The organism is Haloferax prahovense, assembly GCF_000723845.1.
Classification (GTDB): domain Archaea; phylum Halobacteriota; class Halobacteria; order Halobacteriales; family Haloferacaceae; genus Haloferax; species Haloferax prahovense.
In genome coordinates this window covers 2,078,578-2,104,314 of sequence record NZ_LK053000.1, presented here as the reverse complement: position 1 = coordinate 2,104,314, position 25,737 = coordinate 2,078,578, and the positions used below count along the sequence as shown (strand labels likewise).

The window sequence follows — 25,737 nt, the reverse complement described above, 5'->3', positions numbered from 1 at the left end:
ACTACGCCGACTGGGCCGCCTCGGTCCGCGCCCGTGGCTCGCACACCCAACCTTCCTTGACCGGGACCAGTTCGTAGCCCGCCTCCCGGAGCAGGGCCTTCGCCGCCGCCTCGTCGTGGCTCCCGCGGGCGTCGTGCAGTTCGAAATACACCGTCGGCCGGTGCTCGCGGAGGACCGTTTCCGCCCCCCGGAGCACGTTCAGGCCGAACCCCTCTACGTCCACCTTCAGGTGGTTCGGCGGCGGGACCGTCCCGGAATCGACGAGCGAGTCGAGCCGCCGCATCGACACCGACGCCGTGTCGACGACCTGCGCTTCCCACGCGCTCGCGTGGTCCCGCGAGAACGAACCCAACTCGTCGTAACTCGACAGGTGGAACTCCCGCGACTCGTCGGCCTCGCCGAGGCCGCACTCGAGAAGGTCCACCCGGTCGCCGAAGTCATTGACCTCGACGTTCGCCCGCAACTGGTCGGCGACGTCAGGGTGCGGTTCGACGGCGACGACCCGCGCGGGGGACTCGCTGGCCGCGGTTGCGAGCGTGTAGGTTCCCGTGTTCGCGCCCACGTCGACCACGACGTCGCCGTCGTCGAGACCGAGCAACAGCGCCTGCAGGAGCACGTCGTTGCCGTGGCGGTTGTACAGTTCGTAGCTCCTGAAACTCGTGCGCCCGACGTGCTTCTTCGTGGCGACGAGCCGTCGTTCGTAGTTCGCCCGAACGACCGCGTAGTGGAGGGAGTACGCGAGGTGGCGAGCGGCCGATACCGGGTGCAGCAGAGACACGTTAGTATACTGTCATTGTCCGGTATTAAAAATCGCTCGGCAGCGAAGCGACTCGGCGTGTCGTGTTTTCGAAGGTTCGGTGGGATCGAATTTCGACGAGACGACGCGCTCTTCGCGTCGGTTCGTCGGAGAAGTTTGAGTAGTCCCGGGCGGATTCGAACCGCCGTCAGCGGCTGTCTTCTCGGCACGCATTGAACCGTACCAATCCAAAGGCCGCTATGATTGGCCACTACACCACGGGACTTCGGTCACGGTGTCCACTCGTCGGTTGTCCGCTGGTAAATGAAAACGCTTCGGTTCCGGCCGGTCGGCGGCGGCGATTAATCGGCGACTTCCGTCTCCGTCTCGGGCTCCGCGCCGCACACCTCGAGATACTCGCAGGCGTCCGTCTCGGGGTCGAAACAGTCCGGACACTCGGAGTTGCGGTCGATGATGGTGTCGAGTCGCTCCGCGATCATCCCGTCGATGACGGGTTCGAGTTCGCGGGCCTCCGCGCGGAACTCCTCGACGTCGAGGACGTTCGAGAGGAAGCGCTCGATGATGCAGTAGGTCTGGAGCGCGTCGCGAGCGCGGACGATACCCTCGTCGGTGAGGGTGACGCCCTTGTACTTCTCGTGTTCGGCGAGGCCGCGGGATTCGAGTTTGCCGATCATCTCGTTCGCGCTCGCCGGGCTCACCTCCATCATGTCCGCGAGCGCGCCGGTGGCTGCCGGGCCGTTCTCCATCTCCTGCAGCAGGTAAATCGCCTTGACGTATTGGTCTGCCGTGTTCATCGTTTCACTCGCGGTCTTCCATGATTCGCGTTACTTCTTCTACGCCCTCGGCCTCCTCCTCGCGAATCGCCGACAGCGTCGCGACGAGTTCCTCGCGGTCGATAGAGAACTGTGCGTCGCTCGCCTCGATGGCCTCGATGACGTCGTCGTAGAACTTGTAGGCGGTCTCCTCGTTACAGAGTTGGTCGTAGAGAACGCCGTCGAAGTCCTCGGGTTTCGTCTGGCCGTACTGGGCTTCGACCAGCGCCTCTATCTCCTCGAAGGGGACGCTGTCGACCTCCAGCCGGTCGATGACGGCTTCGAGGCGTTCGCGGTGGTCGGCAGACTCCTCGGCGGCGTGCGAAAGAAGGGCTCGAACCTCCTCGTCGAGCGCGTCTTCGCCGAGTTCCTCGTGGTGGTGGTAGGCGCGTGCCTCCACGACCTCTTCGAGGACGATACCGATCTGGAGGAGTCGGGCGAGCTGGTGGTCCGAGGTGACCTGATACCCGACGCTCACGGACTCGTCCCCCTCGACGTTCGAAGACACGGTCCCACGACGTACATACACACCTCTCCGGGAGTAACCGACTTAAGCGGTTCCCTCGCGGGTCGGCGGGACGAGAAAAACGGTCGTCGAAGCCGCGCCGCGGAGCGGTCTGCCTACCGCAGGCGGGCCGCGATGAGTTCTTCGAGGTCGTCGCGGAACTCGTCGACTGCAATCTCTTCGAGGACGGGCACGAAGAAGCCCTCCACGAGCATGTTACGGGCCTGTTCTTCCGGGATGGACCGAGAGACCATGTAGAAGAGGTCCTCGGCGTCGACCTGCCCGACGGAGGCGGCGTGAGACGCCTCGGTGTCGTGGTTGTTGATGATGAGCTTCGGCGACGCGTCGGCCTCGGACTGGTCCGAGAGCATCAGCGTGTTCTCGCGCTGGTAGGAGTTCGTACTCCACGCGTCGCGGCCGACGTCCTGGACACCCTCGTACACCGAGCGCGCCTCGTCGTCGAGGACGCCGCGGGTCACGAGGTCGGCCGTCGTGTTCTCGGCCTTGTGCCAGACGCGGGCGTTGACGTCGAGATGCTGGTCGTCGTGACCGAAGAACGCGCCGACGATTTTCGTCTCCGACGCTTCGCCGTTGAGTTCGGTCTCGACGTCGCTGCGGGTGAGCCGCGAGCCGAGGTTCCCCTCGATCCAGTTGACGGTCGAGTAGGTGTCGGCGTCGGCGCGCTTGAGCGAGTACGTGTACGTCTCCTCGTCGAGGTTCTGCAGGGAGCCGTACTGGACGTACGAGTTCTCGCCCGCGTCGATTTCGACGAGGTTCGAGAAGTACCGCGCGTCGTCGACGCTGTCGCCGGATTCGACGGCTTCGAGGATGGTGACCGACGAGGACTTCTCGGTGACGACGAGCGTGTGGCTGAACAGCGACCGAGAGTTCATCTCGGCGCGAATCTTCACGTCCTCGGCGTCGACGCCCTCGGGGACGTAGATGAACGTGCCCGTCGTGAACAGCGCCGCCGAAAGGGCGGTGAGGTAGTTCGACTGGGGGTCGACGACGGAGCCGAACCGCTCCTCGATGAGGTCGCCGTACTCGGAGAGCGCCTCCGTGAAGGGGAGGACGACGACGCCTTCGGGCGACTCGCGGGTCGTCTCGTCGGCCTGGTTCAGCGGGTCGACGAGCGACTCGAAGTCGAGCGCTTCGAGGTTCGTCCAGCGGCGACCGGGCGTCTGGATGACGTCCGGTAGTTCGAGCTCGTCGAGTGCTTCGAGGGCCTCGAGTCGGGTCTCGAGGAGCCACTCCGGCTCGTCCCGTGCGTCCGAAATCTCTCGTACCGTCTCTGCGGACAGGTTCGCGGGAAGTTGCGCACTCATTGGTTATCCGAGGCTACCCTCCATCTCGAGTTCGACGAGTCGGTTGAGTTCGACCGCGTACTCGATGGGCAGTTCCTCCGTGATGGGTTCGATGAACCCGGAGACGATCATCTGCTTCGCGTCGTCGTCGTCGAGACCGCGCGACTGGAGGTAGAAGATGTCCTCGTCGCCGATCTTGCCGACGGTCGCCTCGTGGGCGACGTCCACCGTGGACTCGTTGATCTCCATGTACGGCATCGTGTCCGAGGTGGACTCGTTGTCGAACATGAGCGCGTCACACTCGACCGCGGTCGAGGAGTTCTTCGCGCCGTTGGCGATGTGGACGAGACCGCGGTAGTTCGTGCGGCCGCCGTCCTTCGAGATGGACTTCGACTCGATGGTCGACTTCGTCTCGGGGGCGTTGTGGTACACCTTCGCGCCGGTGTCGATGTTCTGGCCCTCGCCCGCGAAGGCGATGGTGATGTGGTTGTCGGAGGCGCCGCGGCCCTTCAGAATCGAGGCCGGGTACAGCATGGTGGCCTTCGAGCCCATCGAGCCCGAAATCCACTCCATGCGACCGCCCTTCTCGACGATAGCGCGCTTGGTGTTGAGGTTGTAGGTGTTCTTCGACCAGTTCTGAACGGTCGAGTACTGGACGTGGGCGTCCTCGCCGACGAACACTTCGACGCCGCCGGAGTGGAGGTTGAACGCGGAGTACTTGGGAGCCGAACAGCCCTCGATGTAGTGGACTTCGGAGCCCTTCTCCGCGACGATGAGCGTGTGCTCGAACTGGCCCATGCCCTCGGAGTTCATGCGGAAGTACGCCTGGACCGGCATCTCGACCGTCACGTCCTCGGGGACGTAGACGAACGAGCCGCCGGACCAGATAGCGCCGTGAAGCGCCGCGAACTTGTTGTCGCTCGGGGGGACGCACTTCGTCATGAAGTACTCCTTGACGATGTCTTCGTGCTCCTGGACCGCCTGGTCCATGTTCATGAAGACGACGCCTTTCTCCTCCCAGCGCTCCTGCATGTTCTGGTAGACGACTTCGGACTCGTACTGGGCGCCGACGCCAGAGAGGGCGTTCTTCTCGGCTTCCGGGATACCCAGTTTGTCGAAGGTGTCCTTGATGTCGTCCGGCAGGTCGCGCCAGTCGTCGACGCCGCCGCGGACTTCCACGTCGGGTCGGATGTACGGGACGATTTCGTCCACGTTGACCTCGGAGAGGTCAGGCTGGCCGGGCCAGTCGGTCGGCATCGGCATCTTCTGGTACTGCTTGAGCGCGCGAAGGCGGCGCTCGAGCATCCATTCGGGCTCGTCTTTGTCCTCCGAGATGACGCGGATGGTCTCTTCGGTGAGACCCTTCTCGGCCACGAACGCGGCCTTCTGCTCCTTCTTGAACTCGAAGCGAGCTTCCGTGTCTGTCTCTTTGAGGTGGTCTTGGTCGGAACTCATGATGTTGGGGGATTACGCGGCTTCGTACACTTCCTCACGGACCCAGTCGTAGCCCTTGTCTTCGAGTTCGGACGCGAGCGAGGCGTCGCCGCTCTTGACGACCTTGCCGTCCAGCATGATGTGGACGTGGTCCGGCTCGACGTATTCGAGGATACGCTGGTAGTGAGTGATCTGGAGGATACCGGTGCCCTGCTCGTCGCGCAGCGCGTTGATACCCTTCGAGACGTCCTGCAGGCGGTCGATGTCGAGACCGGAGTCGATCTCGTCGAGAACCGCAATCGACGGTTCGAGAATCGCGGCCTGAAGGACCTCGTTTTGTTTCTTCTCGCCGCCGGAGAACCCGGCGTTGAGGTAGCGCTGCATGAACTTCTCGTCCATGTCGAGGAGGTCCATCTTCTCCTTGAGGAGCTTCTGGAACTCGGCGACGCCGACTTCGCCGTCGTCGACGTTACCCTCCATCGGGGAGGTGTCGTAGCCGGCTTCCTCTTCTTCTTCCTCGTCGTCCTCGCCGAAGAGGAGCTCCTCGCGCTCGTCGATCTTCGCGTTGAGCGCGGTGCGGAGGAAGTTCGTCATGGTGACGCCCTCGATTTCCGCGGGGTACTGGAAGCCGAGGAAGATGCCGAGCGCGGCGCGCTCGTTCGGCTCCAGTTCCAGAAGGTTCCACGTGCGGGCGTCGTCCGGAATTTCGAGGTCGCCGAAGTCGTCGTCCTCCAGGCGGAGGAGGATTTCGCCGTCGGTTACCTCGTAGGCGGGGTGCCCGGCGATGATTTTAGAAGTCGTAGACTTGCCGGACCCGTTGGGACCCATCAGTGCGTGGATCTCGCCGGATTTGACTTCCAGGTCGACACCTCGCAGAATCTGCTCACCGTCTTCCTCCGCGACACGTGCGTGGAGGTTCTTGATCTCGAGAGTTGCCATCGTTGGTTCGTTGCCTCGTACTCGAAGGGTGGGGAGTATCGCCCATAATGCTTGCGCATTCACCCCCGCCACCTTTTGTAGAAAGAAAATTTGTTTTCAAAACCGCAAAGAATCACGGCAGTTCGGAACGCTCGTCCGGGTTTTGGACAGCCGAACAACGTTACGGTTCCGTCGTCTATGTAACCGAATATAGTTTCATTACTCGGTGATACGGCCGGTCACATGAAACTCCCGAGGCCGGTCTGTTCCTGTCCGCTTTTCACCTCGTCCCACGACATCCCGAGCGCCTCGATGACGCGGGAGATGGGCCCTTCGAGCGTCTTGGTGAGCATCGTGTCCCAGTCGACCTCGAACGCCTCTGGAATCTGGTCGGCGTACTCGAAGCAGATGACGTCGGGGTCGCGCTTGAACTCGCGGTAGAGGTCGTCGACCTGCGGGTCGAACTCGCCGGTCTCCATCTCGCGGAACCACGACGGGTGGACCTTCTTGAGGTAGACCCGCTTCGGCTTCGAGCCCCGCCCGAAGTTCGTCCCGAGGAAGGCGTTGGCGTACTGCGCGCCCCGGACGTGCGCGGTCGGTGTCTCGTACGCCGAGAGGCGCTTGCCGATTCCGCCGGGGATACCGGCCTGTTCGAGCGGCAGGTTCCCCGACTCGAAGTCGGTGATGATGTCGTGGAGGTAGTCTTTGATGACTTCCGTCTCCTCGCCGTGGACGATCATGTCGATGACGTTCTTCTGGACCTCTTTCGTTATCTGCGCGATGTCCGAGCGCTTGTACTCGAAGCCCGTGATGTCGATGTCGTCGACGTCCTTGCCCTCCTTCCAGACGATGTGGCCCGCATAGCGCTTCTTCTTCCCCGCCTGGAAGAACCGCCGGTACAGCTTCTCGAACTCGATTTGGAAGCGGTGTTCGTCCGCGCCCAACTCGTCGCGCGCGAAGTCGTCGTAGGCGGCGTTGATGTGCTCCTCGATGTCGAACGACTGCTCGATGGCCTCCTGTTTCGACACGTCGGGGCCGAGTTCGAGCATGACGCTGTCGGTGTTGTGAAGGACAATACCTCCAACACCGTCGACGAAGTTTTCGTTTTCTTCGACGCTCAGGTCGTACACGTAGCCGTCGTGGTCGGCTTCGGTCAGCACGGGGTCTCGGCCTTCCCGGTAGGTGCTACACGTCCGAATAGTGTACGAGTCTTTACTGTCCCGATACTTGAGCGAGTGTTTTTGCCCCCGTTGCGTGAGCAACATCGAGAGACCGGCAGCAAGTTCTCGGCTCGTCGTCTCGAAGTCGAAGTTTCGCTGTGCGTACGCTTCGGTGTATCGTGGGAATTCGCGAGATCCATCGCCTTCGACGAGCAACGTCAGGAACAAGTCTTGCTTCTCCTCAGGAAGGTGGAAGACGAATGAGGGGATCCGTTTACCACGCGACGTCTGCCCTGCGAACTCGCGGAAGAACACAGCAGCGAGTTCGTTCATCATCTGCAGTTTCAGCGTCTCGTCATTGTACGTGACCGACGCACCGCCTGTGTCCGTTTGATACTCGACGGTTCGCTCCGCTCGTCGGTCGCTCGTAATGATACCGGCGGTCGTGTTCTCGAACAGTCGAGAGTAATCTCGCTGGAGTTGGGCTAGCCACTCACGGTCGGATTCAGCGATACTTGCCCCGAATTTCGACGTCGCCGTCTCGCCAGTGGATGCGCTTCCTTCAGGGACGTACGCACCGAGGAGCCGAATGAGTGCTGCACCATCTTCGCTGTCGATATCGACGAATCGTTTGACTTTGACGGTCGAGTCGACGTCTCGGTGGTGCTCGTGGCCGAACCAGACATACTCGTCGTCCGCATGGATTTGTTTCCGCTTCGTTATCGAATTATCGCTCCCGACGCTCCGTCCGTCCTCGTACTCGCGTTCGTACCCACGAAGGACCTCGTAGACGTCGACCTGCTCGACAGGCTCGACATCGGGTACCCCGGAGACGCGATACGGCTCCGCCACGTCGTCCGGAGAGACAGTTGTGAGGCCGTCTTCACCGGGGACGACGTACGAGTGGTCTCTCGTCGTCGTCGACTCACCGAACTTGTGTTGGAGGTTCACCACCGGTTTGTCTGTGTTATGGCGAATCGCCTGCGCAATCGGTTGCCACTCCGCCTCTCCATCTTCGTTCACAGAGAGGGCGTCCCACCCGTCGAGCGCTCGGCGAGTCTTCCCGGGAGTGGCACTTGCGACGACGTCCCCGTCGGCAGCGATGAGTACCTCAGATTCAGTCGTTCCGCGGGCAAACAAGTCCTCGATAGGAAGGATTCGAACAGTCCCACCGGGGTCTCTGACGACGACCGGGCGATCTCCCGTCACGCTGTCGCCGTAGGCCACGTCGTAGCCGATTTGGTTCGCGGCCTGCTCCGTGAACTCGATGACCTTCCGACCGGTCGCCGTCACCGCCGCGCCCATCTCCTTGTCGTAGAGTCGGAAGCGGTCCCAGCCCAGCACGCCGTACAGCGAGTTCATGATGACCTTCACCGCGGCCTGCTGGCGGTCGAACTGCTCGTACTCCGAGGAGCCGGGGTCGTGGGAGTTCCGCAGCGACTTCTTTTCCTCCCGCTCGGTGAGGAGTTCGTCGACCATCTCCCGAATCATGCCGTCCGGCTCCTGCTGGAAGTGCGTCCCGTTGGGCGCGCGGAACATCTCCCCATCGTAGCGCTCGGGGTCGACTTTCGTCTCCGGCGACGCGTTGATGGTCACCATGCACATCGGGTACAGCGACTTCAAGTCGAGCACCGTGACGTTCTCCTTGACGCCGGTAATGGGGTCGAAGACGGCTCCGCCCTCGTAGTCTTCCGACTCCTGTTTGCCCTTCGAGGGGAGCGCGAACTCACCGTGGACCTTGTGGAGCACGTAGATGTCGACGGTGTCGCCGGGCGTCGGCGCGTCTTCGAGCTTACAGCCGACGAACGTCCGCACCTCGTCCCAGAAGGCGATGATGTCCTGTTTCCGGTCGATTTCGACGCACAGCTCCACGTCACGGAGGTTGTATTCGAGCAGGCGCTCGGGGTCTTCCTCCCAGAGGTCGCCGATGTCGCCCGAGTAGCGCTCCTTGCCCGCGTCGAGTTCGAGTTCGCCGACCGCGTCGAGACGGTAGGATTCGAGTTCGGTGAACTGGGTGCGCTTGTAGGCGTACAGCAGGTCGAAGACGACGCGCCCTTTGATGTCCGGGCCGCCCCAGCCGCCGCGCCAGACCTCGCCGAGCCGCGACATGCGGTTGTAGTCGAGGTTCAGGTCGGTCCTCCTGTCGACCTCCTCCAACCGGTCGAGGAAGTACGGCGCGTCGAAGTCCTCGAAGTTCCACCCGGTGAGGATGTCGGGGTCGGTCTCCTCGATGTACGAGAGGAAGGCGTCGAGCATCGTCGCCTCCTCGTCGAACGTCCTGACCTCCACGTCCGCGTCCTCCCCGAGGAACTCGTAGTTCGGCAGCGAGTCGGGGCGCTTGCCGAGACCCTCCTCGGCGACGGCGTGCCAGACGACGTACTCGTCGCGGTAGGAGTCGTGGCTGGTGAGGCAGATAATCGGCTCTTCGCCATCCTCGGGGAAGCCGTTCCGGTCGTTGACCTCGATGTCGAAGGTGTTCACCCGAAGGCTCGCGTCGACCTCCGCGGGCGCGACCTCCTGGTGGGGTATCTGAATCGACCCGTCGTCGAGGCGGCGCTCGGGGACGCGGACGCCGCTCTTGATGTCCTTGTCGATGAGCAGGCGGTTCGGAAAGAGGATGTCCGCCTCGTAGTGGTCGAACTCGTCGCGAATCTGGCCGACGTCGCGGGGGGTGCGACCGTAAATCTTCGTTAGCTCCTCGCCACGGATGCTCTCGTAGCCGTCCTCGGTGCCGGTGATGACGTCCTTGTCGAGCGCGTCGTCGTCGAGGCTGGCGGTGGGCGCGTAGAAGTACGGCCGGAACCCGAGCACGCGGACGTGTTCGGTCTCGTCGTCCGCCGTCCGACCGAAGATGTGAATCACCGGGTACTCGTCGCGGCCCGCGCCCTCGATGGTGTAGTCGACCTGCGTGACGGCCAGTTCGACCGTCCCGTCCGGGTCGGGAAACCGCACCTCGTCCGTGTCGATGACGTCGGAGACGTGCTGGCCGGCGTCGCCGGCGACGATGGCGGCCTCCTCGTCAGGCCGCGCGTCGCCCGCGCCGTCGGCGTCGTTCCCCCCGAAGTCGGTCAGACCCGTCTGCGTCATGCCAGTCGCTTCGATGGCGCGGCTAAAAACCCCGGCGTTTCCGCGTACTGCACCCCGAACCACGGAAAGACATATATCCATGTGTGACATTCCTTGTCACACGATATGACCGACCACGCAACTCCGGAGCGGTGGGATGGCACGATCGACGGCGACGGACCGGCTGGTCCGACTGGAGCCGAGACGGTCGAATCCTACGACATCGACGGTGGCGTGGTGTTCTATGACGCGGAGAACCCACTCGCGTGGGTCGAGGCATCGCGGTCGATGCGCCTCGACGACTGCGCCTGACTCGGCCGAAACGGACACTTTTTCTCGGCACGGCGTCTCGACGCGAGCGTGACGGACGACGAGCGACGCGAGGGAACGCCCGCCGCTGGCGCGGAAGACGAAGGCGACGAGGCGGAGCGTCCGTCGGCGGACATGGCCTCGAAAATCGACCCCGAAACGCGATGGGGCGACCCCGAGGCCCGCTGGGGAGACCCGGAAGCCCGCTGGGGGAACCCCGAGAAGGAACTCCCGACGATTCCCCGCGTTCGCATCCCCGGCGAGGACGCCGACGACGAGGACCCGGACGGCGAGAGCCACGGCGACGACGCACCGGAGTTCTCCCCCGACGTGAATCCCGAGGTAGCCCGTCTGTTCTGGGCGAGCGTCGTCCTCGCGAACGTCGGCCTCGCGGGGGTCACGGTCGGCCCGATGCTCGCCTACTTCCGCGGCGACACGCTCCTCGGCGCAGGCCTGTTTCTGTTCGGTACGGTCGTGCTCGTCCGCGTCTACTCCATCTACCGAGAGTTCAAGCGAGGGGAGTGGCGGGACGACGGGGACGATGCGGACGACGGTGATGTAAGCGACACCGACGAAGACGCTCCCGAGCGCAACCGCTAACAGTCGCCGCGCCCTTCGCCGAGACATATGCGAACCGTCCGCGGGCCAGACGGCCGGACGTACCTCCTCGTCAAGCAGTCGAGCGACGCCAGCCGCGTCCGCGACCCGGAGACCGGCGAGGAGCGATACCTGCCGAACGACGACCTCGAAGCCGTGAGCGGCGAGTCCCCGCTCGAAACCGCCGCGCGCGCCGTTCCCGAACCGGTCCGGAAGATACTCGTCGCGGTCCCGACCGAGCGCGGACTGGGCTTGCTCGTCGACCTCGTCGACCGCGGGCCGCTCCCCGTGGTCGACCTCCTCGGGGCCTACGACCTCTGCGAGAGCGACCTCCACGGCCTCCTGACCGAGTTCCGGGTCGCCGGCCTCGTCGCCGAGACCACGGTCTACGGGGAGCGCGGCTACGAGGCGACCGACGCCGCAAAAGAAGGGGTCGAACTACTCCGGGCGAGCGCATAAGGCACTCGCGGCGGAACCGACCCGCACTCAGTCGTCCGCGAGCGCGCTCTCGACTATCGGCGCGTCGGTCCGCTCGACCGTCGAGCGGTTCGTCGTCGGGTTCTTCTCCACGCGGACGAGGTCGTCGGCCGCGCCGACCAGTTCGTCGTCGTGACTGACGATGAGAATCTGCTTGACGCCGCGGCTCTGCATGTCCCCGACGAGGTCGACCAACCGCGAGACGTGGCCGTCGTCGAGGAAGACCGTCGGTTCGTCGAGGATGAGCGGCGGAAGCGGGGCCGCGCCGTCGATTCCCTCGGCGAGGAGCCGGTAGATTGCACACCGGAGGCTGAGGTTGAACAGGGCGCGCTCGCCGCCCGAGAGCTGTTCGGGTTCGAGCGCGGTGCCGTCCTTCTGGAACACCGTCAGCCCGTACTCGCCGTCGAGTCGGATGCGCGAGTAGGCGTCGTTGGCGTAGACGAGGTCGAACGTCTCGTTGAGCATCCGTTCGAGCACCTCGACGTTGCGCTGTCGAAGCTCCGCCCGGAGGTCGCCGTAGGTCGATTCGAGCGTCGACACCTCCTCGTGGACCGATTCGAGGGCGCCGACGCGCTCGGCGAGGTGTTCGCGGCGCTCCCGGAGGTCGTCCAACTGTTCGAGTTCGGCCTCGACGCCGCCGACGCGGCTCTGGAGTTCGTCGCGCTTGTCTCGCAGTTCGGGGAGCACTTCGTCCTCGACCCGTTCGAGATACGTCGCGGCGTTCTCCTTGCGCTGTCTCGCTCCCTCGACCGCCTCCTCGTCGACCGTCTCGCGGAGTTCGTCGCGGCGCTCGCGACGCTCTCGGAGGTGTTCGCGGCGCTCGCGATTCACGTCTGCGAGCGTCTCGCGCTTCTCGCGGAGCCGGTCCCGCACGTCGATTTTCTCGGCCCGCGCGTCGACCAGCGACTCGACGCGGTCGAGTCGGTCGCGCCGCTCGTCGAGTGCTTCGAGGTCCGCTTCGAGCGACTCGACCGTCTCCGCGACCTCCTCGGCCCGCTCGGCCTGCGTCGTCGCGGCCTCGCGTTTCTCCTCGGCCTCGGCTTCGAGTTCCGCGGCCACTTCGCGTTTCTCCGCGGCGGCCTCGCGGCGGCTCTCGACGGTCCCCTCGCGGTCGGCGATACGTTCTTCGACGAGGTCGAGTTTGTCGCGCTGAGAGCTCGCGCGGTTCTCGATTTCGACCAGTGCCTCGGCCGCCTCGACGGCCGCCGAGCGCGACTCGACGTCCGATTCGAGCGAGTCGAGGTCGGCCTCCAGCGATTCGACCGCGGCCTCGCGCTCGCTGATGGCGTCGACGTGGGGCGAGCCCTCGACCGGCTGTCCGCACTCGGGACACTTGCCCGCGTCGCGGAGGCGCTCGGCCTCGGCGAGGCGCTCGCGCGCGTTCTTCAGTTCGGTCTCCGTCTCCGCGAGCGACTCGCGGGCGTCGGACCGCGTCTCACGCCGTTTTTCGAGGAGGTCGGCGGCCTCGCCAAGTTCGACGGGGGCGTCTTCGAACCGCGCTTCGGCGTCGTCGAGCGACGACCGAAGCTCCGCGCGCGTCTCGCGGAACGATTCGAGTTCCCGTTCGGCCTCGGCGGCGGTCTCCGCGTCGGCCTCGGCGGCCTCGCGTTTCTCCTCGGCGCGCGATTCGAGGTCGGCGGCGCGCTCGGCGAGCCGCTCGGCCTGCGTCTCGAACGCCTGCGCCCGCGTCCGCGCCTCGGAGAGGTCGTCGCGCAGCTCGGATTCGCGCTCCGAAAGCGCCTCCCGCGCGCCGGCAATCGCCTCGTCGCTCGCGTCGTCGAGGTCGGACCGGTCGAGGGCGTCGTCGATGTCGGATTCGAGGTCGTCGGCGGCGGCGTCGAGTTCGCGGACGCGCTCCGAGAGGTCGTCGCGCTTCGTCTCGTCCGCGGAGATTTTCGCGGTCAGGTCCTCGATTGCCGCCTCGACTTCGTCGAGTCGCTCCCGCTTTTCTGCGTGCTCGTCGAGCGTCGCCTCGGCGGCGTCGAGCGCCGCCTTCGCCTTGTCGCGCTGGCCCTCGTAGTTCGAAATCTCCTCGTCGAGGGAGTCGAGTTCGGATTCGAGCGCGTTGAGCGTCGCGTGGAGGTCCGCCTCCTCTTTCGTCTCGATTTGCGACTCGACGTCTTCGAGGACGCTCCGCTTTCTCGTCAGCACGTCTTCGACCCCGAGCCGGGCGTTGCCGGCGCGCTCGCGGTACGTTTCGAGCGTTCCGAGTTGCAGGAGGTCGTCTATCATGTCCTGGCGCTGGCTCGGCGTCGCGTTGATGAGCTTGTTGACCTCGCCCTGCTGGACGTACGCGCAGTTCACGAACGCCTCGGCGTCCATGCGCAGGAGCGACGCGACGTGCCGGCGAACGTCGCGCGCGCCTTCGACGGTCCCCTCGGGACCTTCGAGGACGCACTTCGCGGTGGTCGCGCGGTCGCCGGAGACGCGAACCCGACGCTCGATGCGGTACTCGCCGCCGTCGTGGACGAATTCGAGCGCGATTTCGGCGTCGGCGGCGCCCGTCGTCACCACGTCTTCGAGCGTCCCCGCGAGCGCCTTCGAGCCGTAGAGCGCGAAGAAACACGCTTCGAGGAGCGACGACTTTCCGCTGCCGTTGACGCCGTGGATGACCGTAACGCCGTCTCGGAGGTCGAGTTCGGCGTCCTCGTAGGGTTTGAAGTTCCGGATGGCGATGCGGGTGAACCTCACGCGAAATCACCCAGCGAACTGTCGCGGCTCGCCGCCGGTTCCGCGGCGGCCTCCGAATCGGATTCGGTCGTCGTTTCAGCGGTGGTCTCGGTCGTCGGCTCTGTGTCGGCCTCGGCCGCGTCTTCGGGGGCTTCCGCGTCCTCGACGGTCTCCGACTCCCCGGCCTCGACGCCGTCGTCGCTCTCGATGTCATCCTCGCTCTCGGCGGCGACAAAGGCTCCGGGGTCGTCGGAGAGCAGCGATTCGACGCGCTCGCGGACCTCGTCGCGGACGTTCGAGTCGGCGACCTTGCTCGCGCGGACCGTCTCGTCCACGTCGAGGGCGGCGCTCGACAGGCCCATCTCGCGGACCCGCTCGCGCACCGCGTCGTCGGGGTCGGCGAAGCTCACGTCGGCCGCCAGTTCGGCGTCGTCGGCGATATCGCGCTTGTCGTTGACGCGGGCGACGAGCGCGCCCTCCTCCACGGCGAACGACTCGACCGCCGCGGGCGTGACGGTCTCGCCCTCGCCTCGCAGTTCGACGATGACGACCGCGTCTTCGAGGTCGAACTCGCGGACCCGCTGGCGGACGCGCTCGATGCCCTCGTCGCCGGCGAGGTCGACCTCGACGAAGGCGAACGGGCGCGTTTCGAGGGTGCGCCGGCGGATGTCGACCTCGCCGGGCGCGAACTGAACGAGGTTGTACCCGCGCGGGTCGCGCTCGGTCGCGCTCGCGCGCTCGGTCGACCCGCAGTAGGTCACCCACGTCCCGTCGAGTTCGGCGGTGTCGGGGACGTGGTTGTCACCGAGGAGGACCGCGTCGAAGTCGACGTTCGACTCGGCGAGGACGGTTTCGGTCTCCCAGTCGGCGTGCGCGAAGGGGGTGAACAGACCGTGGGCGACGAGCACCGCGCGCTCGGCGTCGTGCGGTTCGAACTGGTAGTCAAGTTCGTCTCGGCGCGAGCGCGGGACGTGGTCGAGACCGTAGAAGGCCACGTCGCCGACGACGTGGGGGTCGCGTCCGAGTCTCGTCGCCAGTCCGAGGCGCTCGAAGAGGTCGAGCCACTGGCCCCCGCGGGTCGACTCGTGGTTGCCGACGATGGCGAGGAAGGGTATCCCGGCGTCGTCGAGGCGGCGGAGCGCGGCGAGCGTCCCGAGGAGGTCGGGGAGTTCGGGACGGCGGTCGTGGTAGAGGTCGCCGGCGTGGACGACGGCGTCCACGTCTCCGTCGAGCGCGTCCGCGACGACCCGCTCGAAGGCGTCGAGGAAGTCCTGTCGGCGCTCCGGCGAGTGGTACTGCTGATACCCGATGTGGGTGTCGCCGGTGTGTATCACCCGTGTCATCTATCAACCGGTTCGCCACCGCCGCTGAAAACGGTTGTGCGACCGGAGCGGAAGTGGTCGGCGTCCCGCGGTCGCCGCTGAGCGGTTCGGGAACACCGATTCGACACCTCGGTCGCGCCCGCGTCGACGAGCGCGCCGCGCAGGCGGTCGAGGTCCGTGAGGAGCGTCCGTCCGGTGCGCGCGCACTCGTGGTGTCCGCGCCGGTCGGCCTCGCCGACCGCTCGGCGGAGCGTTAGTTCGCCTCCGTCGGAGAGAAACCGGGCGGCAGAGTGGAGCGACTCGAAGGCGGTTCGCGCCTCGGCGACGACTTCGGCGGACGGGCGCGACTCGTAGTCAGGGATACCGGTGTCGGCGTCGGCGAGCGCGGAGAGCGCGCGGCCGACGTCGTCGGGAGCGGGCGAAGACATGCGGCGACGTGGCCGCGCGTTCGGATTTAAATGTTGAGCGTGTAGAGGCGCTTGCGCGCGTCGGAGAACGAAAATCGGGAGTCGACCGCGCCCTCGTCTTCCAGCCGGGAGAGCGCGTAGCGGACGGTACGCGGGGGCAGAAGCGATTCCTCGGCGATTTGGCTCTGGGTGAGCGTGTCCTCGTAGTCGAGAATCTTCGCGACCAACTTCGCGCTCGGGGGCATGTCCCGAACCGATTCCCACCGGTCGTCTGACTGGGGCTCGGACTCGCGTTCGACTGCTTCCGTGGTGCTCATCGTACGAGACACCATGCAATGCTATTAGATAATATTTGCTATCCAGATTTATTACTATGGGGAATTTATGTGACGCACGTCAGACTCGTCATCCGGGCGGCAGACGGCCCCTAGGCGGCGAATCCCTCACACACCCGAAGCCTCTTATGAACCTGCACCCTATGCCGGATGATGACCGATACTGTGGACGACGTCGACCTCCCCTACGATAAGGACTCGGCGTCGCAGCAGGAGAAGATCACCGCCCTTCAAGAGCGGCTCGAAGTTCTCGAAACGCAGAACGAGGAGATGCGCGACAAGCTCCTCGACACGAACGCCGAGAACAACAAGTATCAACAGAAGCTCGAGCGGCTTACCCACGAGAACAAGAAGCTCAAGCAGTCGCCGCTCTTCGTTGCGACGGTTCAGGAAATCACCGACGAGGGGGTCATCATCAAGCAGCACGGTAACAACCAAGAGGCCCTCACCGAAGTGACAGACGAGATGCGCGAGGAGCTCGAACCCGACGCGCGCGTCGCCGTGAACAACTCCCTCTCTATCGTCAAGCGACTCGACAAGGAGACGGACGTCCGGGCTCGCGTGATGCAGGTCGAACACAGCCCCGACGTGACCTACGAGGACATCGGCGGACTCGAAGAGCAGATGCAGGAGGTCCGCGAGACGGTCGAGATGCCGCTCGACCGCCCCGAGATGTTCGAGAAGGTCGGCATCGACCCGCCGTCCGGCGTGCTCCTGTACGGCCCGCCGGGGACCGGCAAGACGATGCTCGCGAAGGCCGTCGCCAACCAGACGAACGCCTCGTTCATCAAGATGGCCGGCTCCGAGCTGGTGCACAAGTTCATCGGCGAGGGCGCGAAGCTCGTCCGCGACCTGTTCGAGGTCGCCCGCGAGAACGAGCCCGCCGTCATCTTCATCGACGAGATAGACGCCATCGCCTCGAAGCGCACGGATTCGAAGACCTCCGGCGACGCCGAGGTCCAGCGCACGATGATGCAGCTGCTCGCCGAGATGGACGGCTTCGACGAGCGCGGCAACATCCGCATCATCGCGGCGACCAACCGCTTCGACATGCTCGACCCCGCGATTCTCCGGCCGGGTCGGTTCGACCGCCTCATCGAGGTGCCCAAGCCGAACGAGGACGGCCGCGAGATAATCTTCCAGATTCACACCCGGAAGATGAACGTCTCCGACGACGTGGACTTCGTCGAACTCGCCGAGATGGCCGACAACGCCTCCGGTGCCGACATCAAGGCCGTCTGTACGGAGGCGGGGATGTTCGCCATCCGCGACGACCGCACGGAGATATACATGCAGGACTTCCTCGACGCCTGGGAGAAGATTCAGCAGGAAGCCTCGGACGAGACGGAAGTCTCCCGCGCGTTCGCGTAACCGACGCGAGTCGCGTTTCGTTTCGGCTTTCGATTCTACCTTCGCTTTTCGCGCGATTGCGACCGTTGAGTGGCTACGCGGCGAACGCGAAGTACGGCAGGACGAACAGCGCGAGGAACATCGCGGCGAGGATGAGACCGTACCCGCCGAGCGTCGCGGCCGCGGTCAACCACGATTCGCGCCGGCTGGGGAGTTCGAGCGCGGACATACTCGGTCGGTCGCGGTCGTGAATGATAAATCGTCGGTATTCACGCGGCCGAATCGGTGGTGTCAGCGGGAGCCGTCTCCGACGCGGACCCCATCAGGTAGCCGCCGAACCCGATGAACCACAGGAGCACCGGGTAGGCGACGTAGCGCTCGATACCACCCGCGCCGAGGAACGAAAGCGGGTGCGGGAGGCCGAGGAGGCCGAACGCGAAGATGCTCGCCAGGAGGGCGAGGACGAACCCGCCCACCGCGACCGAGAGATACCGGAACGGGGTCTCGATGACCCGCGCGGCGACGACCGCGGAGAGGCCGCCGGCGAAGAACGTCAAGAGCGCGAACAGCCCGTGCATCGGGGCTTCGCTCCCGTCGAAGACGCCCACGCCGAGGATGCCTATGCCGAGCATCGCGACGGCGGTGGTGACGACGCGGTCGCGGAGCGCCCGGTGCGCGAAGTAGCTCGCGCCGAGGACCAACAGCCCCGAAAGCACCATCGTCGCGTTGAAAATCGTCGCCGACGGCTGAAGGATGATGCTGTTGGGCGGCCTGGTCGCGCCGAGGTCGCTGATCTCCTGTACGCCCGCGTTGTAGCCGGGGTAGAACGCCTCGGCGGTAATGATTCCCATGAACGCGAGCAGGCCGAACGCGAACAGCATCGCGCCGGCGACGAACCGGTCGCGCCGGTGGTCGTGTGCGCCCGGCGTCTCGGCGATTCGTTCGGGTCGCGTCTCGGTCGGCGGACTGCCGTCCCGTCGGGAGTCGGTGGTTGGTGTCATCGTGCTCACTCCGTCCGTCTAGACGGCTGACGCGTCGATAACACCGACCGATGGCTCTTAAACCGCGAGAATCCGGACGGTCAGGAATCCGCACCCCTCGCCCCAACCCGAACGACTGAAACCGACCGGGTCGCACCCACAGGTATGGGCACGCCACTCGAAAGCCGCGAGGCGCAAGCCGAGGAGGTCCTCGACCGACTGTACGAGGAGTACCCCGACACCACCATCTCGCTTTCCTACTCGAACCGCCTCGAACTGCTCATCGCCGTCATGCTCTCGGCGCAGTGTACCGACGAGCGCGTCAACAAGGTCACCGCGGAACTGTTCGAGAAGTACGACGACGCCGCGGACTACGCCGCCGCCGACCAAGAGGAGCTGGCCGACGACATCAGCTCCATCACCTACTACAACAACAAGGCGAAGTACATCCGCTCCGCGTGCGCGGACATCATCGAGAAGCACGACGGCGAGGTCCCGGACACCATGTCCGCGCTGACCGACCTCGCCGGCGTCGGCCGGAAGACCGCGAACGTCGTCCTCCAGCACGGCCACGACATCGTGGAGGGAATCGTCGTCGATACCCACGTCCAGCGGCTCTCGCGCCGCCTCGGCCTGACCGAAGAGGAGTACCCCGAGCGAATCGAGGAGGACCTGATGCCGGTGGTCCCCGAGCGCGACTGGCAGCAGTTCACCCACCTGTTCATCAGCCACGGCCGGGCCGTCTGCGACGCGCGCAACCCTGACTGCGACGCCTGCGTGCTCGAAGACGTCTGCCCCTCGTCGAAGCTCGACCACGAGGTCGACCTCGCCAGCGGCGAGGCGTGGTGAACGCTCAGACGAACACGTAACCGCTCAGGTAGCGGTAGATGCCGAGCAGCCACGCGAACACCCAGAAGATGACGTAGCCGAAGACGCCGACGCGGAGGCGGCCGCGCCACGCGCCCATGTTCTCGTGGAGGTCGTCGAGCGACACGTCCTGGTCCGGGTCGCGGTAGAGGTCGGCCTCCCACTTGGCCTGGAAGATGCGGACGATTCCCGTGAGCGCGAAGATGAGCATCGCGTACGCCTGCAGGCCGAGAATCGCGTGGAGGGCGCTGAGCCCGTTGAGCTGCTGAAAGAGCCGGGGGAGCATCCACGTGACGACCGGGACCGTGTTCAACACGAGCCCGGGGAAGATGATTTTGAGGTGGTAGACGAGCACGTCCCACGACACCGTCTCGGCGTCGATCATTATCCACGCGCCGTAGAGGTAAAACGGGAAGCTGGCCGTGACGGTAATCGCGGCGAGCGTGGCGAGCGTCGTCTCGTCTGCCATCGCACGGCGTTAGAACCCGGTCGGCCTAAAGGGACCGATGCGCCGCGTCCCGTTCGAGCGCTAGACCACGCGACAGGGGCTAAACGTCGGCCGCGACCGCCAGGATTCGAGCGCCGGACCACCTCCATTCGAGCGCCGGACCAGCGGGCGGTCGCTTCCGATGGGCGGCTCGTGGCCGACCGCCCGCGACGAACGCGGTTCGGGGTCGGAACACGTTTACCGGCGTGGACCCTACTCCGTGGCGATGTCAGACTCGTCTTCCGCCCCGGCCGACGACGGCTCGTCACCGGACGCGGACGCCGACGCCGCGATGTCCGACGCGGAGCTCGCGGCCCTCCGCGAGGAGGTCGAAGCCAAGTACGACTTCGAGAACTTCGGCCCGGCCGACATGGCGAAGATGACCCCCGAAGAGTGGGACGCCGCGTTCGACCCCGATTCGTGGGTCGTCGGCGAGGAGTTGCTCGACCGCGTCGAACAGGAACTCCGCTACCGCGTCGCGATTCGCGAGGTGTTCGCCGTCCTCGAACGCGTGACGGAAAACGGCGAGCCACGGATTCTCGCGTACTCCGACGAGGGCTACGCCGTCGTCTACCCGGACGGGAGCGTCGAGGGCGAGGGGACCGTCCTCCGCGACGTGAAACCGACCGTCGCGCTCTGTTCGATGGAGGACTTCGAAGTGAACGACGCGCCCGAGACCGTCAGGCTCCCCGAACCCGAAGAGGTCGCACAGGGGACCGGCGACTTCGGCAACCGAATGCTCCAAATCGTCGCGTTCGGGCAGCTACTCGGTGGGTTCGCGCTCATCGGCGCGTGGCTCGTCCTCCCCGACCTCGATTCGATTATCGCGCCGCTGGCCGGTCTGGGCTTTCTCGTCATCGGCTTTTTCCTCTTCGTCGTCGTGGCGAACGCCCGGCTCTCGGACCGCTTCCGCGCCGAGGAGTACCGAGACAGGCTCCGCGTCATGGGTCTCGAAGGCGGGTCGCGCCCCGAGTTCGTCCCGACGTTCGACGGGGACGAGAACGTCGCGTCCTTGGTCGAGGCCCCCGAGAGAGACGCCCTCAGTTCTGAGGGCTGAGACCGGCGCGCACTCACCTCGCAAACACCCTCCGTGACGGCATAGTCGGTGGGTTTAAGCGCGTCCCATCCTGACGAACGACCGTATGAAAAGGCGGGAGTTTCTCCGAACGGCTGGCGGTGCGACAGCCGCCGCGACCGCTGCCGCCGGGACCGCTGCTGCGCAGGAAGGCGGCGGTGGAGCGCAGGTTCAACCCGACTTCGGTGGCTACCTCGACGGCGTCGACGGAGGCTACGAAGACCTCCGCGGTCAGAGCGAAGTCACCATCGAGGTCGGCGCGTCCGGCAACGGAGGTAACCTTGCGTTCGCACCGGCTGGCATCTGGATCGACCCCGGCACGACCGTGACGTGGGAGTGGACCGGCGAAGGCGGCGGCCACAACGTCGTCGCGAGCGAGGGCGCGTCGCTCGACTCCGGCGCGGCCGTCTCCGAGGCCGGAACGACCTACGAGTTCACCTTCGAGAGCGGTGGTATCACGAAGTACCACTGCGTGCCCCACGAGGCGCTCGGTATGCTCGGCGCGGTCGCCGTCGGCGACGACGTGGCGACTATCAGCACCGGCGGTGGCGGCGAGAAGGAACTGCACGAACTCGGCGTCCCGATTCAGGCCCACTGGGTCGGCTCGGCGACGATTCTGGGCATCCTCGTCACCATCATCTACACGTTCTTCATCTTGAAGTACGGCGAGTCCCCAAATACGGGTAACACCGGAGGTGGCGAATAATGTCTTCGACCGGCAGCACATACGGCGATATTCACCGATACGAACCGGCGCGAGAGAGCACCGCAGCGGCCATCGCAATCGTCCTCCTGACGATTATCGAGGTCGTGTTCGTGTTCCTCTTCACCTACGGCTTCGTCTCCGGGTGGGGCCTGACGGACACGGGGAACATGTTCCTCGGCGGCGTCCTCGCCGTCATCTTCGTGGACCTCGCGTTCATCCTCGCGCTGTACCGCAAGGAGTTCCTCCCCGACGTGATGATCGTGAAAAAGCGGCGTCGCAAGTGGGAAGACCTCTACGTCCGCGAGGAGGACGTCGACGGTGTCACCTTCAGCAGCGACGACGCGTGGGAACAGGTCAAACGCGCGGTGTACCCCTACTACAAGCGATAAACCATGAGTCTCGAACGCAAAGACGACTACGACCACAAGGCCTGGATGAAAAAGAAGGACCTCACCCCGGTCGAGGCCACCTTCCTCACCACGCTCATCTGGCTGGATAAGCGACTCCGCATCGTCGATTATCTGGAACTTCTGGAGACGCTCTACTACCGAGTCAACCTCCAGATGCCGAAGAGCCACACCGAGCAGTACAACCTCGACAACAAGTTCTGGTACTGGTACCCCCTGTACACGCTCGGCTTGTTCTCGACGCTCGCGTACGTCGTCGCGGCGATAAGTGGTGCCCTTCTCGGGTTCTACTACTCCCCGGCGACGACCGGTGACCCCACGACGGCCTACAGCAGTATCGAATTCATCATGCGCGACCTGCAGTTCGGCTTCATGCTCCGCTCCGTCCACCGCTGGGCGGCGCAGGTCATGGTCGCGGCCGTGTTCCTGCACATGCTCCGTGTCTACTTCACGGGGTCGTACAAGGAACCCCGCGAGCTGAACTGGCTTCTCGGCATCGTCCTGATCAGCCTGACGATGGTGTTCGGGTACACCGGATACCTCCTTCCGTGGGACCAGCTAGCCTACTGGGCGGGGCAGATCGGCGTCGAGATGTCGCTGTCGGTCCCGCTCGCCGGTGAGTGGGTCGCACAGCTCCTGTTCGGCGGCTTCTCGCTGAGCCAGTCGACGCTACAGCGCATGTACATCATCCACGTGTTCCTGCTCCCGTTCGTCGTGACGACGCTCATCGCGATCCACATCGGCATCGTGTGGGTGCAGGGCATCGCGGAGCCGCACTGAGGTGACAATCATGAGCGACAACGAACCCGAAAACGAGGAGATTCGATCCGACGGCGCGGGCATCGTAGCCCCCGACGACGAGACGCCCACTTGGAGCGAGCGCAAGGCTCGTAAGACGGGGCTCTCCCGGCTCACCTACGAGTACTTCGAACGCGCACGCCGCGAAGACCAGGACCTCCGCACGGAGTCCGACTACGTCGAACGCGACGTCCTGGCGTTCCCAACTTGGCCCCACGAGACCGTCCGCAACCTCTCTATCGCGTCGTTCTTCGTCGGGATGATCCTGTTCCTCTCGGCGACCATGCCGCCTCACATCGGCAACCCCGCGAATCCGTCGAGCACCCCGGCGATTATCCTGCCCGACTGGTACCTCTACTGGTCGTTCGGCCTGCTCAAGCTCAACCCGCTGAACCCCGAGCTGGCCATCCTCGGCGGGCAGAAGCTGATGGCCGACCGCACCTACGGCGTGCTGGCGAACGGTGTCGTCGTCGGCTTCATCGCCATCGTGCCCTTCCTCAACAAGGGCTCGGCCCGGCGACCCGTCGAGCAGCCGTTCTGGTCCGCGGTCGGCGTCTTCGGCGTCGTGTTCGCGATGACCATCTCGCTTCTGGCCATCAAGAACCTCATGCCGATGAACGTCGACCTGCTGTTCGACCTGACGTTCCTGCTCCCGTTCGTCTTCGGGACCATCACCTACGCGGTGCTGAAGACGATGCGCGAGGGGTACATGTACAACCTCAACCGCCGCTACTACCGGCTTCGCCCGCCGAAATAGAGCGGAACCACTACCAACCGTCCCTTCTTAGCGTCACTGATGACAGACAGCGACGCAACCGGCCGAACCGGCGACGCCGACGAGACGCGGCGCGGACGCCGCGGCCGGCGCGACATCGTCGTTCCCATGCGGCTCTACAAGACGATCACCGTCTTCTCGACGCTCATCGCCGTCGTCAGCGTGGTCCTCGGCTTCGTCTTCCTCGACGCCGCGACGCTGCAGGTGAGCGCGCTCCGCGCGGTCATCGCGGGCGCGCTCGGCGCGCTCGGAATCGGCGTCGGGGACGGTCTGCTGAGCACGGCCCTCGCGGTCTTCGGACTCGGTATCATCGCGTTCGGCGCGGTCGTCTACACGCTCGGGACCCGATTTCGCGCCCAAGGAATGGGAAAGTCTCAAGAGGACTCCGGCGAAGACTCGAACAATGGCTGACGAATTCATCAAGGGTCTGGGTATCCTGACCGGGTCCGGACTCGCGTGGCTGGTGCTCGCGTCGTGGTACCGGACGAGCAGTTTCGAGAGCACACAACAGCTCATCGAGCCGCTGTCGTCCGGTGCGACCGAGGGACTGTTCAACATCATCGCCGTCACCCTGATGGACGTGTTCCTCTGGTTCGCGCTTCTCGGCGCACTCACCTTCTGGGTGCTCATCCCGGCGGGTCACCAGATTATGTCCGCGCTCGAAGAGCGCCGCAACGCGCAGTAAGCCGACACCGCGCTCCGTTCTCCTCTCATCTCGCTTCGAGTCGACGAAGACCCCCCACAATAGCGGTCGCCCTCCCCGCCGCTCCCGCGTCGGATTGGAAAAACTCTAATGAGTCTCGCTCCGACGGTCCTGTATGCACCCACTACAGTTCCTCGTCCCGCTCGACCAGTTGGCGGCGGTCGAACCGGTTGTCCCGCACGTGGCGCTCGTGCTCGTGCTTGCGAACTTCGCGACGCGCTTCCTCGGTCACCGGTCGCACGTCCGACAGGCCAAGGAGGGTGGAGAGGAGGCCATCTCCCGGTACCTCCCGCATTCGATTAGTTCGGGTGCGCTCGTCTTGACCTCGTTCCTCTACCTGCTCGTCGAGCCGCACGGTGGCATGGTGCTGACCGTGCTGGTCGTCGGGATGTTCGTCACCGACTTCTTCGAGTTCGAAGCGCGCAAGGTCGAAGCCCGCACCGACAAGCCGCTCGAACGCCCGAACGGCTCGCTCGTCGCCGCGACGCTCGTGCTCCTGTACGCGGCGTTCCAGAGCCTCTTCTTCCTCGTCGCGGACTACTGGAACCTCATCGTCTAACTCCGCGACGCACTCTTCTCGGCGTCGTCACGCTCGCACCGCTCACGAGGAACACGTATTTTCGCCGCGCCGAGCGCCGCCGCTCGGTGTCTGAATCACGGCCGAGTGAGACGCTACTCGACGAGAAGCGGAACGCTCCCGTCGCGGTCGATGACCACCGATTCGGACGGGAGAACCTCCCGGACGACCTCGTCGTCGGCGACGAGCGACACGGGCGCGTCGTCGCGTTCGACCGACAGCCGGACGGGCGGTTGGAGGACCCACGAGTCCGTCTGCGTCGCGTACGGTGAGACGGGGACGACGGCGAGCCCGGCGGCCGGACCGACGACCGCGCCGCCCGCGGCGCGCGCGTAGCCGGAACTCCCGAGCGGAGTGGCGACGACGACGCCGTCGGCGCGGAACTCGTCGACCGGCGTCCAGCGCGCCGCCGCGTGCGACTCACCGGTCGGGTCCGACGAGAAGGGGACCGCCGCCTCCGCGTGGGTGACGCCGTACTCGGAGATGTGCGCCGGCTCGCTCGTGACGAGCATCGCGTCGAAGAGCGCGCGGGTCGCAGGGTCGCCGCCGACGCGGAGCGAGAGCGTCGGGTGGTCGACGACTCGGCCGTCACCCGCCGCGACCGCGGACAGCCGCGATTCGAGTCCGCGCCGCGGGGTCGACCACGGCGCGCCGCAGTCGACGGGGACGACCGGACACGACCACTCGGAGCCGAGCGCGACCGTCGAGAGCGCTGACTCGCCGACCGCGACGACGGCGTCCGCCTCGGCCGACGTCGGTTCGACCGACGCACCGACCGCTCTGACGGCGGTGGCGACCGAGTCGTCACCGACGATACCGAATCTCATCGTCGTCCACCCGCGGCGAGCCCCCGTAGCATCGTCCCGTGCTACGCCGCCGCGAATAAAAGCCCTCGTGGTTCGGTTGCGCGAGGTTCGGCGCGACCCGAGCGGGACGGCC

Annotated in this window: 28 protein-coding genes and 1 tRNA gene; 13 read left to right on the top strand and 16 right to left on the bottom strand. The window is 65.3% G+C overall.

Annotated features, from left to right (window positions below; translation table 11 throughout):
• Nucleotide 1: 1 nt before the first annotated feature.
• From BN984_RS10615 to BN984_RS10580, 8 genes are all read right to left on the bottom strand, one after another.
• Nucleotides 2–778 (bottom strand): FkbM family methyltransferase, encoded by a 777-nt coding sequence (locus tag BN984_RS10615; RefSeq protein WP_008092350.1) that lies wholly within the window; start codon nucleotides 776–778, stop codon nucleotides 2–4.
• Between the two features lie 140 nt (nucleotides 779–918).
• A tRNA-Gln gene (locus BN984_RS10610) sits at nucleotides 919–1,022 on the bottom strand.
• Nucleotides 1,023–1,098: 76 nt separating this feature from the next.
• On the bottom strand, nucleotides 1,099–1,551 hold the full coding sequence (locus tag BN984_RS10605) for a metal-dependent transcriptional regulator (RefSeq protein ID WP_004972567.1): 453 nt from the start codon (nucleotides 1,549–1,551) through the stop codon (nucleotides 1,099–1,101).
• A gap of 4 nt (nucleotides 1,552–1,555) precedes the next feature.
• Entirely contained in the window at nucleotides 1,556–2,047 is a 492-nt protein-coding gene (locus tag BN984_RS10600; protein ID WP_004972568.1) for a hypothetical protein, read from the bottom strand.
• A 143-nt stretch (nucleotides 2,048–2,190) separates the two neighbouring features.
• Nucleotides 2,191–3,399, bottom strand: a complete 1,209-nt coding sequence (sufD, locus tag BN984_RS10595; protein WP_008092346.1) for a Fe-S cluster assembly protein SufD — start codon at nucleotides 3,397–3,399, stop codon at nucleotides 2,191–2,193.
• Between the two features lie 3 nt (nucleotides 3,400–3,402).
• Nucleotides 3,403–4,833: a Fe-S cluster assembly protein SufB gene (gene sufB, locus BN984_RS10590; protein WP_004044077.1), complete on the bottom strand. Its 1,431-nt coding sequence runs from the start codon at nucleotides 4,831–4,833 to the stop codon at nucleotides 3,403–3,405.
• 12 nt (nucleotides 4,834–4,845) lie between these two features.
• Nucleotides 4,846–5,751, bottom strand: coding sequence for an ABC transporter ATP-binding protein (locus BN984_RS10585; protein ID WP_049968184.1), 906 nt, complete (start codon nucleotides 5,749–5,751; stop codon nucleotides 4,846–4,848).
• Nucleotides 5,752–5,969: 218 nt separating this feature from the next.
• Nucleotides 5,970–9,977, bottom strand: a complete 4,008-nt coding sequence (locus BN984_RS10580) for a DNA polymerase domain-containing protein (protein WP_049968183.1) — start codon at nucleotides 9,975–9,977, stop codon at nucleotides 5,970–5,972.
• A 105-nt stretch (nucleotides 9,978–10,082) separates the two neighbouring features.
• On the opposite strand from BN984_RS10580, the gene BN984_RS10575 reads away from it, so the two are divergent.
• Genes BN984_RS10575 through BN984_RS10565 form a run of 3 tightly spaced genes read left to right on the top strand, consistent with a single transcriptional unit; the run spans nucleotide 10,083 to nucleotide 11,321 of the window.
• Nucleotides 10,083–10,268, top strand: coding sequence for a DUF7331 family protein (locus tag BN984_RS10575; RefSeq protein ID WP_004972572.1), 186 nt, complete (start codon nucleotides 10,083–10,085; stop codon nucleotides 10,266–10,268).
• Nucleotides 10,269–10,316: 48 nt separating this feature from the next.
• The gene (locus BN984_RS10570) at nucleotides 10,317–10,865 is read left to right on the top strand and encodes a DUF7322 domain-containing protein (RefSeq protein WP_008092337.1); all 549 of its coding nucleotides are present in this window, start codon (nucleotides 10,317–10,319) and stop codon (nucleotides 10,863–10,865) included.
• Between the two features lie 27 nt (nucleotides 10,866–10,892).
• Nucleotides 10,893–11,321, top strand: coding sequence for a DUF7346 family protein (locus tag BN984_RS10565; RefSeq protein WP_008092335.1), 429 nt, complete (start codon nucleotides 10,893–10,895; stop codon nucleotides 11,319–11,321).
• A 27-nt stretch (nucleotides 11,322–11,348) separates the two neighbouring features.
• Here the strand turns inward: BN984_RS10565 and rad50 are convergent, their stop codons facing one another.
• Genes rad50 through BN984_RS10545 form a run of 4 tightly spaced genes read right to left on the bottom strand, consistent with a single transcriptional unit; the run spans nucleotide 11,349 to nucleotide 16,055 of the window.
• Nucleotides 11,349–14,030 carry a DNA double-strand break repair ATPase Rad50 gene (rad50, locus tag BN984_RS10560; RefSeq protein WP_049968182.1) on the bottom strand — a complete coding sequence of 894 codons (2,682 nt, stop codon included), beginning with the start codon at nucleotides 14,028–14,030 and terminating at the stop codon, nucleotides 11,349–11,351.
• Nucleotides 14,027–15,352, bottom strand: coding sequence for a DNA double-strand break repair protein Mre11 (mre11, locus tag BN984_RS10555; RefSeq protein ID WP_049968181.1), 1,326 nt, complete (start codon nucleotides 15,350–15,352; stop codon nucleotides 14,027–14,029). The genes rad50 and mre11 overlap by 4 nt, the downstream gene beginning before the upstream one ends.
• Nucleotides 15,349–15,759, bottom strand: a complete 411-nt coding sequence (locus tag BN984_RS10550) for a hypothetical protein (protein ID WP_049968180.1) — start codon at nucleotides 15,757–15,759, stop codon at nucleotides 15,349–15,351. The genes mre11 and BN984_RS10550 overlap by 4 nt, the downstream gene beginning before the upstream one ends.
• 26 nt (nucleotides 15,760–15,785) lie before the next feature.
• The gene (locus BN984_RS10545) at nucleotides 15,786–16,055 is read right to left on the bottom strand and encodes a helix-turn-helix domain-containing protein (protein ID WP_004972579.1); all 270 of its coding nucleotides are present in this window, start codon (nucleotides 16,053–16,055) and stop codon (nucleotides 15,786–15,788) included.
• 171 nt (nucleotides 16,056–16,226) lie between these two features.
• Here BN984_RS10545 and pan1 point away from each other — a divergent pair, with 171 nt between their 5' ends.
• Nucleotides 16,227–17,444 (top strand): proteasome-activating nucleotidase Pan1, encoded by a 1,218-nt coding sequence (gene pan1, locus BN984_RS10540; RefSeq protein ID WP_004971162.1) that lies wholly within the window; start codon nucleotides 16,227–16,229, stop codon nucleotides 17,442–17,444.
• 73 nt (nucleotides 17,445–17,517) lie between these two features.
• Here the strand turns inward: pan1 and BN984_RS20060 are convergent, their stop codons facing one another.
• Entirely contained in the window at nucleotides 17,518–17,652 is a 135-nt protein-coding gene (locus BN984_RS20060) for a hypothetical protein (RefSeq protein WP_280512970.1), read from the bottom strand.
• 40 nt (nucleotides 17,653–17,692) lie between these two features.
• A complete protein-coding gene (locus tag BN984_RS10535) occupies nucleotides 17,693–18,424 on the bottom strand; it encodes a DUF998 domain-containing protein (protein ID WP_008092323.1) in 732 nt (243 codons plus the stop codon).
• A gap of 144 nt (nucleotides 18,425–18,568) precedes the next feature.
• Here BN984_RS10535 and nth point away from each other — a divergent pair, with 144 nt between their 5' ends.
• Nucleotides 18,569–19,252, top strand: coding sequence for an endonuclease III (gene nth / locus BN984_RS10530; RefSeq protein ID WP_008092322.1), 684 nt, complete (start codon nucleotides 18,569–18,571; stop codon nucleotides 19,250–19,252).
• 4 nt (nucleotides 19,253–19,256) lie between these two features.
• On the opposite strand, the gene BN984_RS10525 is transcribed toward nth, so the two are convergent.
• Nucleotides 19,257–19,739, bottom strand: a complete 483-nt coding sequence (locus tag BN984_RS10525; RefSeq protein ID WP_008092321.1) for a DUF7321 family protein — start codon at nucleotides 19,737–19,739, stop codon at nucleotides 19,257–19,259.
• 244 nt (nucleotides 19,740–19,983) lie between these two features.
• Here BN984_RS10525 and BN984_RS10520 point away from each other — a divergent pair, with 244 nt between their 5' ends.
• From BN984_RS10520 to BN984_RS10485, 8 genes are all read left to right on the top strand, one after another.
• On the top strand, nucleotides 19,984–20,814 hold the full coding sequence (locus BN984_RS10520) for a DUF7319 domain-containing protein (protein WP_004044091.1): 831 nt from the start codon (nucleotides 19,984–19,986) through the stop codon (nucleotides 20,812–20,814).
• Nucleotides 20,815–20,899: 85 nt separating this feature from the next.
• Nucleotides 20,900–21,538 carry a halocyanin domain-containing protein gene (locus BN984_RS10515; protein ID WP_008092319.1) on the top strand — a complete coding sequence of 213 codons (639 nt, stop codon included), beginning with the start codon at nucleotides 20,900–20,902 and terminating at the stop codon, nucleotides 21,536–21,538.
• Nucleotides 21,538–21,927: a DUF7318 family protein gene (locus BN984_RS10510; protein WP_004971171.1), complete on the top strand. Its 390-nt coding sequence runs from the start codon at nucleotides 21,538–21,540 to the stop codon at nucleotides 21,925–21,927. Before BN984_RS10515 ends, BN984_RS10510 begins: the two co-directional genes overlap by 1 nt.
• A gap of 3 nt (nucleotides 21,928–21,930) precedes the next feature.
• The gene (locus BN984_RS10505; RefSeq protein WP_004972586.1) at nucleotides 21,931–22,725 is read left to right on the top strand and encodes a cytochrome b; all 795 of its coding nucleotides are present in this window, start codon (nucleotides 21,931–21,933) and stop codon (nucleotides 22,723–22,725) included.
• Nucleotides 22,726–22,735: 10 nt separating this feature from the next.
• A complete protein-coding gene (locus tag BN984_RS10500) occupies nucleotides 22,736–23,500 on the top strand; it encodes a cytochrome b family protein (protein WP_004972588.1) in 765 nt (254 codons plus the stop codon).
• Between the two features lie 39 nt (nucleotides 23,501–23,539).
• Nucleotides 23,540–23,929, top strand: coding sequence for a DUF7315 family membrane protein (locus BN984_RS10495; RefSeq protein WP_008092315.1), 390 nt, complete (start codon nucleotides 23,540–23,542; stop codon nucleotides 23,927–23,929).
• On the top strand, nucleotides 23,922–24,203 hold the full coding sequence (locus tag BN984_RS10490) for a DUF7314 family protein (RefSeq protein WP_004972591.1): 282 nt from the start codon (nucleotides 23,922–23,924) through the stop codon (nucleotides 24,201–24,203). The genes BN984_RS10495 and BN984_RS10490 overlap by 8 nt, the downstream gene beginning before the upstream one ends.
• Nucleotides 24,204–24,336: 133 nt before the next feature.
• A complete protein-coding gene (locus tag BN984_RS10485; protein WP_008092312.1) occupies nucleotides 24,337–24,780 on the top strand; it encodes a DUF7313 family protein in 444 nt (147 codons plus the stop codon).
• Between the two features lie 113 nt (nucleotides 24,781–24,893).
• Here BN984_RS10485 and BN984_RS10480 read toward each other — a convergent pair whose 3' ends face one another.
• Nucleotides 24,894–25,625 (bottom strand): NAD(+)/NADH kinase, encoded by a 732-nt coding sequence (locus BN984_RS10480; protein WP_008092310.1) that lies wholly within the window; start codon nucleotides 25,623–25,625, stop codon nucleotides 24,894–24,896.
• Nucleotides 25,626–25,737: the final 112 nt, after the last annotated feature.

Bases quoted from the DNA above. Each gene is read 5' to 3' on its own strand.
- BN984_RS10605 (WP_004972567.1), bottom strand. From the start codon at position 1,551: ATGAACACGGCAGACCAATACGTCAAGGCGATTTACCTGCTGCAGGAG.
- sufD (WP_008092346.1), bottom strand. From the start codon at position 3,399: ATGAGTGCGCAACTTCCCGCGAACCTGTCCGCAGAGACGGTACGAGAG.
- sufB (WP_004044077.1), bottom strand. From the start codon at position 4,833: ATGAGTTCCGACCAAGACCACCTCAAAGAGACAGACACGGAAGCTCGC.
- BN984_RS10585 (WP_049968184.1), bottom strand. From the start codon at position 5,751: ATGGCAACTCTCGAGATCAAGAACCTCCACGCACGTGTCGCGGAGGAA.
- BN984_RS10580 (WP_049968183.1), bottom strand. From the start codon at position 9,977: ATGACGCAGACGGGTCTGACCGACTTCGGGGGGAACGACGCCGACGGC.
- BN984_RS10575 (WP_004972572.1), top strand. From the start codon at position 10,083: ATGACCGACCACGCAACTCCGGAGCGGTGGGATGGCACGATCGACGGC.
- BN984_RS10565 (WP_008092335.1), top strand. From the start codon at position 10,893: ATGCGAACCGTCCGCGGGCCAGACGGCCGGACGTACCTCCTCGTCAAG.
- mre11 (WP_049968181.1), bottom strand. From the start codon at position 15,352: ATGACACGGGTGATACACACCGGCGACACCCACATCGGGTATCAGCAG.
- BN984_RS10550 (WP_049968180.1), bottom strand. From the start codon at position 15,759: ATGTCTTCGCCCGCTCCCGACGACGTCGGCCGCGCGCTCTCCGCGCTC.
- BN984_RS10545 (WP_004972579.1), bottom strand. From the start codon at position 16,055: ATGAGCACCACGGAAGCAGTCGAACGCGAGTCCGAGCCCCAGTCAGAC.
- pan1 (WP_004971162.1), top strand. From the start codon at position 16,227: ATGACCGATACTGTGGACGACGTCGACCTCCCCTACGATAAGGACTCG.
- BN984_RS20060 (WP_280512970.1), bottom strand. From the start codon at position 17,652: ATGTCCGCGCTCGAACTCCCCAGCCGGCGCGAATCGTGGTTGACCGCG.
- BN984_RS10535 (WP_008092323.1), bottom strand. From the start codon at position 18,424: ATGACACCAACCACCGACTCCCGACGGGACGGCAGTCCGCCGACCGAG.
- nth (WP_008092322.1), top strand. From the start codon at position 18,569: ATGGGCACGCCACTCGAAAGCCGCGAGGCGCAAGCCGAGGAGGTCCTC.
- BN984_RS10525 (WP_008092321.1), bottom strand. From the start codon at position 19,739: ATGGCAGACGAGACGACGCTCGCCACGCTCGCCGCGATTACCGTCACG.
- BN984_RS10520 (WP_004044091.1), top strand. From the start codon at position 19,984: ATGTCAGACTCGTCTTCCGCCCCGGCCGACGACGGCTCGTCACCGGAC.
- BN984_RS10515 (WP_008092319.1), top strand. From the start codon at position 20,900: ATGAAAAGGCGGGAGTTTCTCCGAACGGCTGGCGGTGCGACAGCCGCC.
- BN984_RS10510 (WP_004971171.1), top strand. From the start codon at position 21,538: ATGTCTTCGACCGGCAGCACATACGGCGATATTCACCGATACGAACCG.
- BN984_RS10505 (WP_004972586.1), top strand. From the start codon at position 21,931: ATGAGTCTCGAACGCAAAGACGACTACGACCACAAGGCCTGGATGAAA.
- BN984_RS10500 (WP_004972588.1), top strand. From the start codon at position 22,736: ATGAGCGACAACGAACCCGAAAACGAGGAGATTCGATCCGACGGCGCG.
- BN984_RS10495 (WP_008092315.1), top strand. From the start codon at position 23,540: ATGACAGACAGCGACGCAACCGGCCGAACCGGCGACGCCGACGAGACG.
- BN984_RS10490 (WP_004972591.1), top strand. From the start codon at position 23,922: ATGGCTGACGAATTCATCAAGGGTCTGGGTATCCTGACCGGGTCCGGA.
- BN984_RS10485 (WP_008092312.1), top strand. From the start codon at position 24,337: ATGCACCCACTACAGTTCCTCGTCCCGCTCGACCAGTTGGCGGCGGTC.
- BN984_RS10480 (WP_008092310.1), bottom strand. From the start codon at position 25,625: ATGAGATTCGGTATCGTCGGTGACGACTCGGTCGCCACCGCCGTCAGA.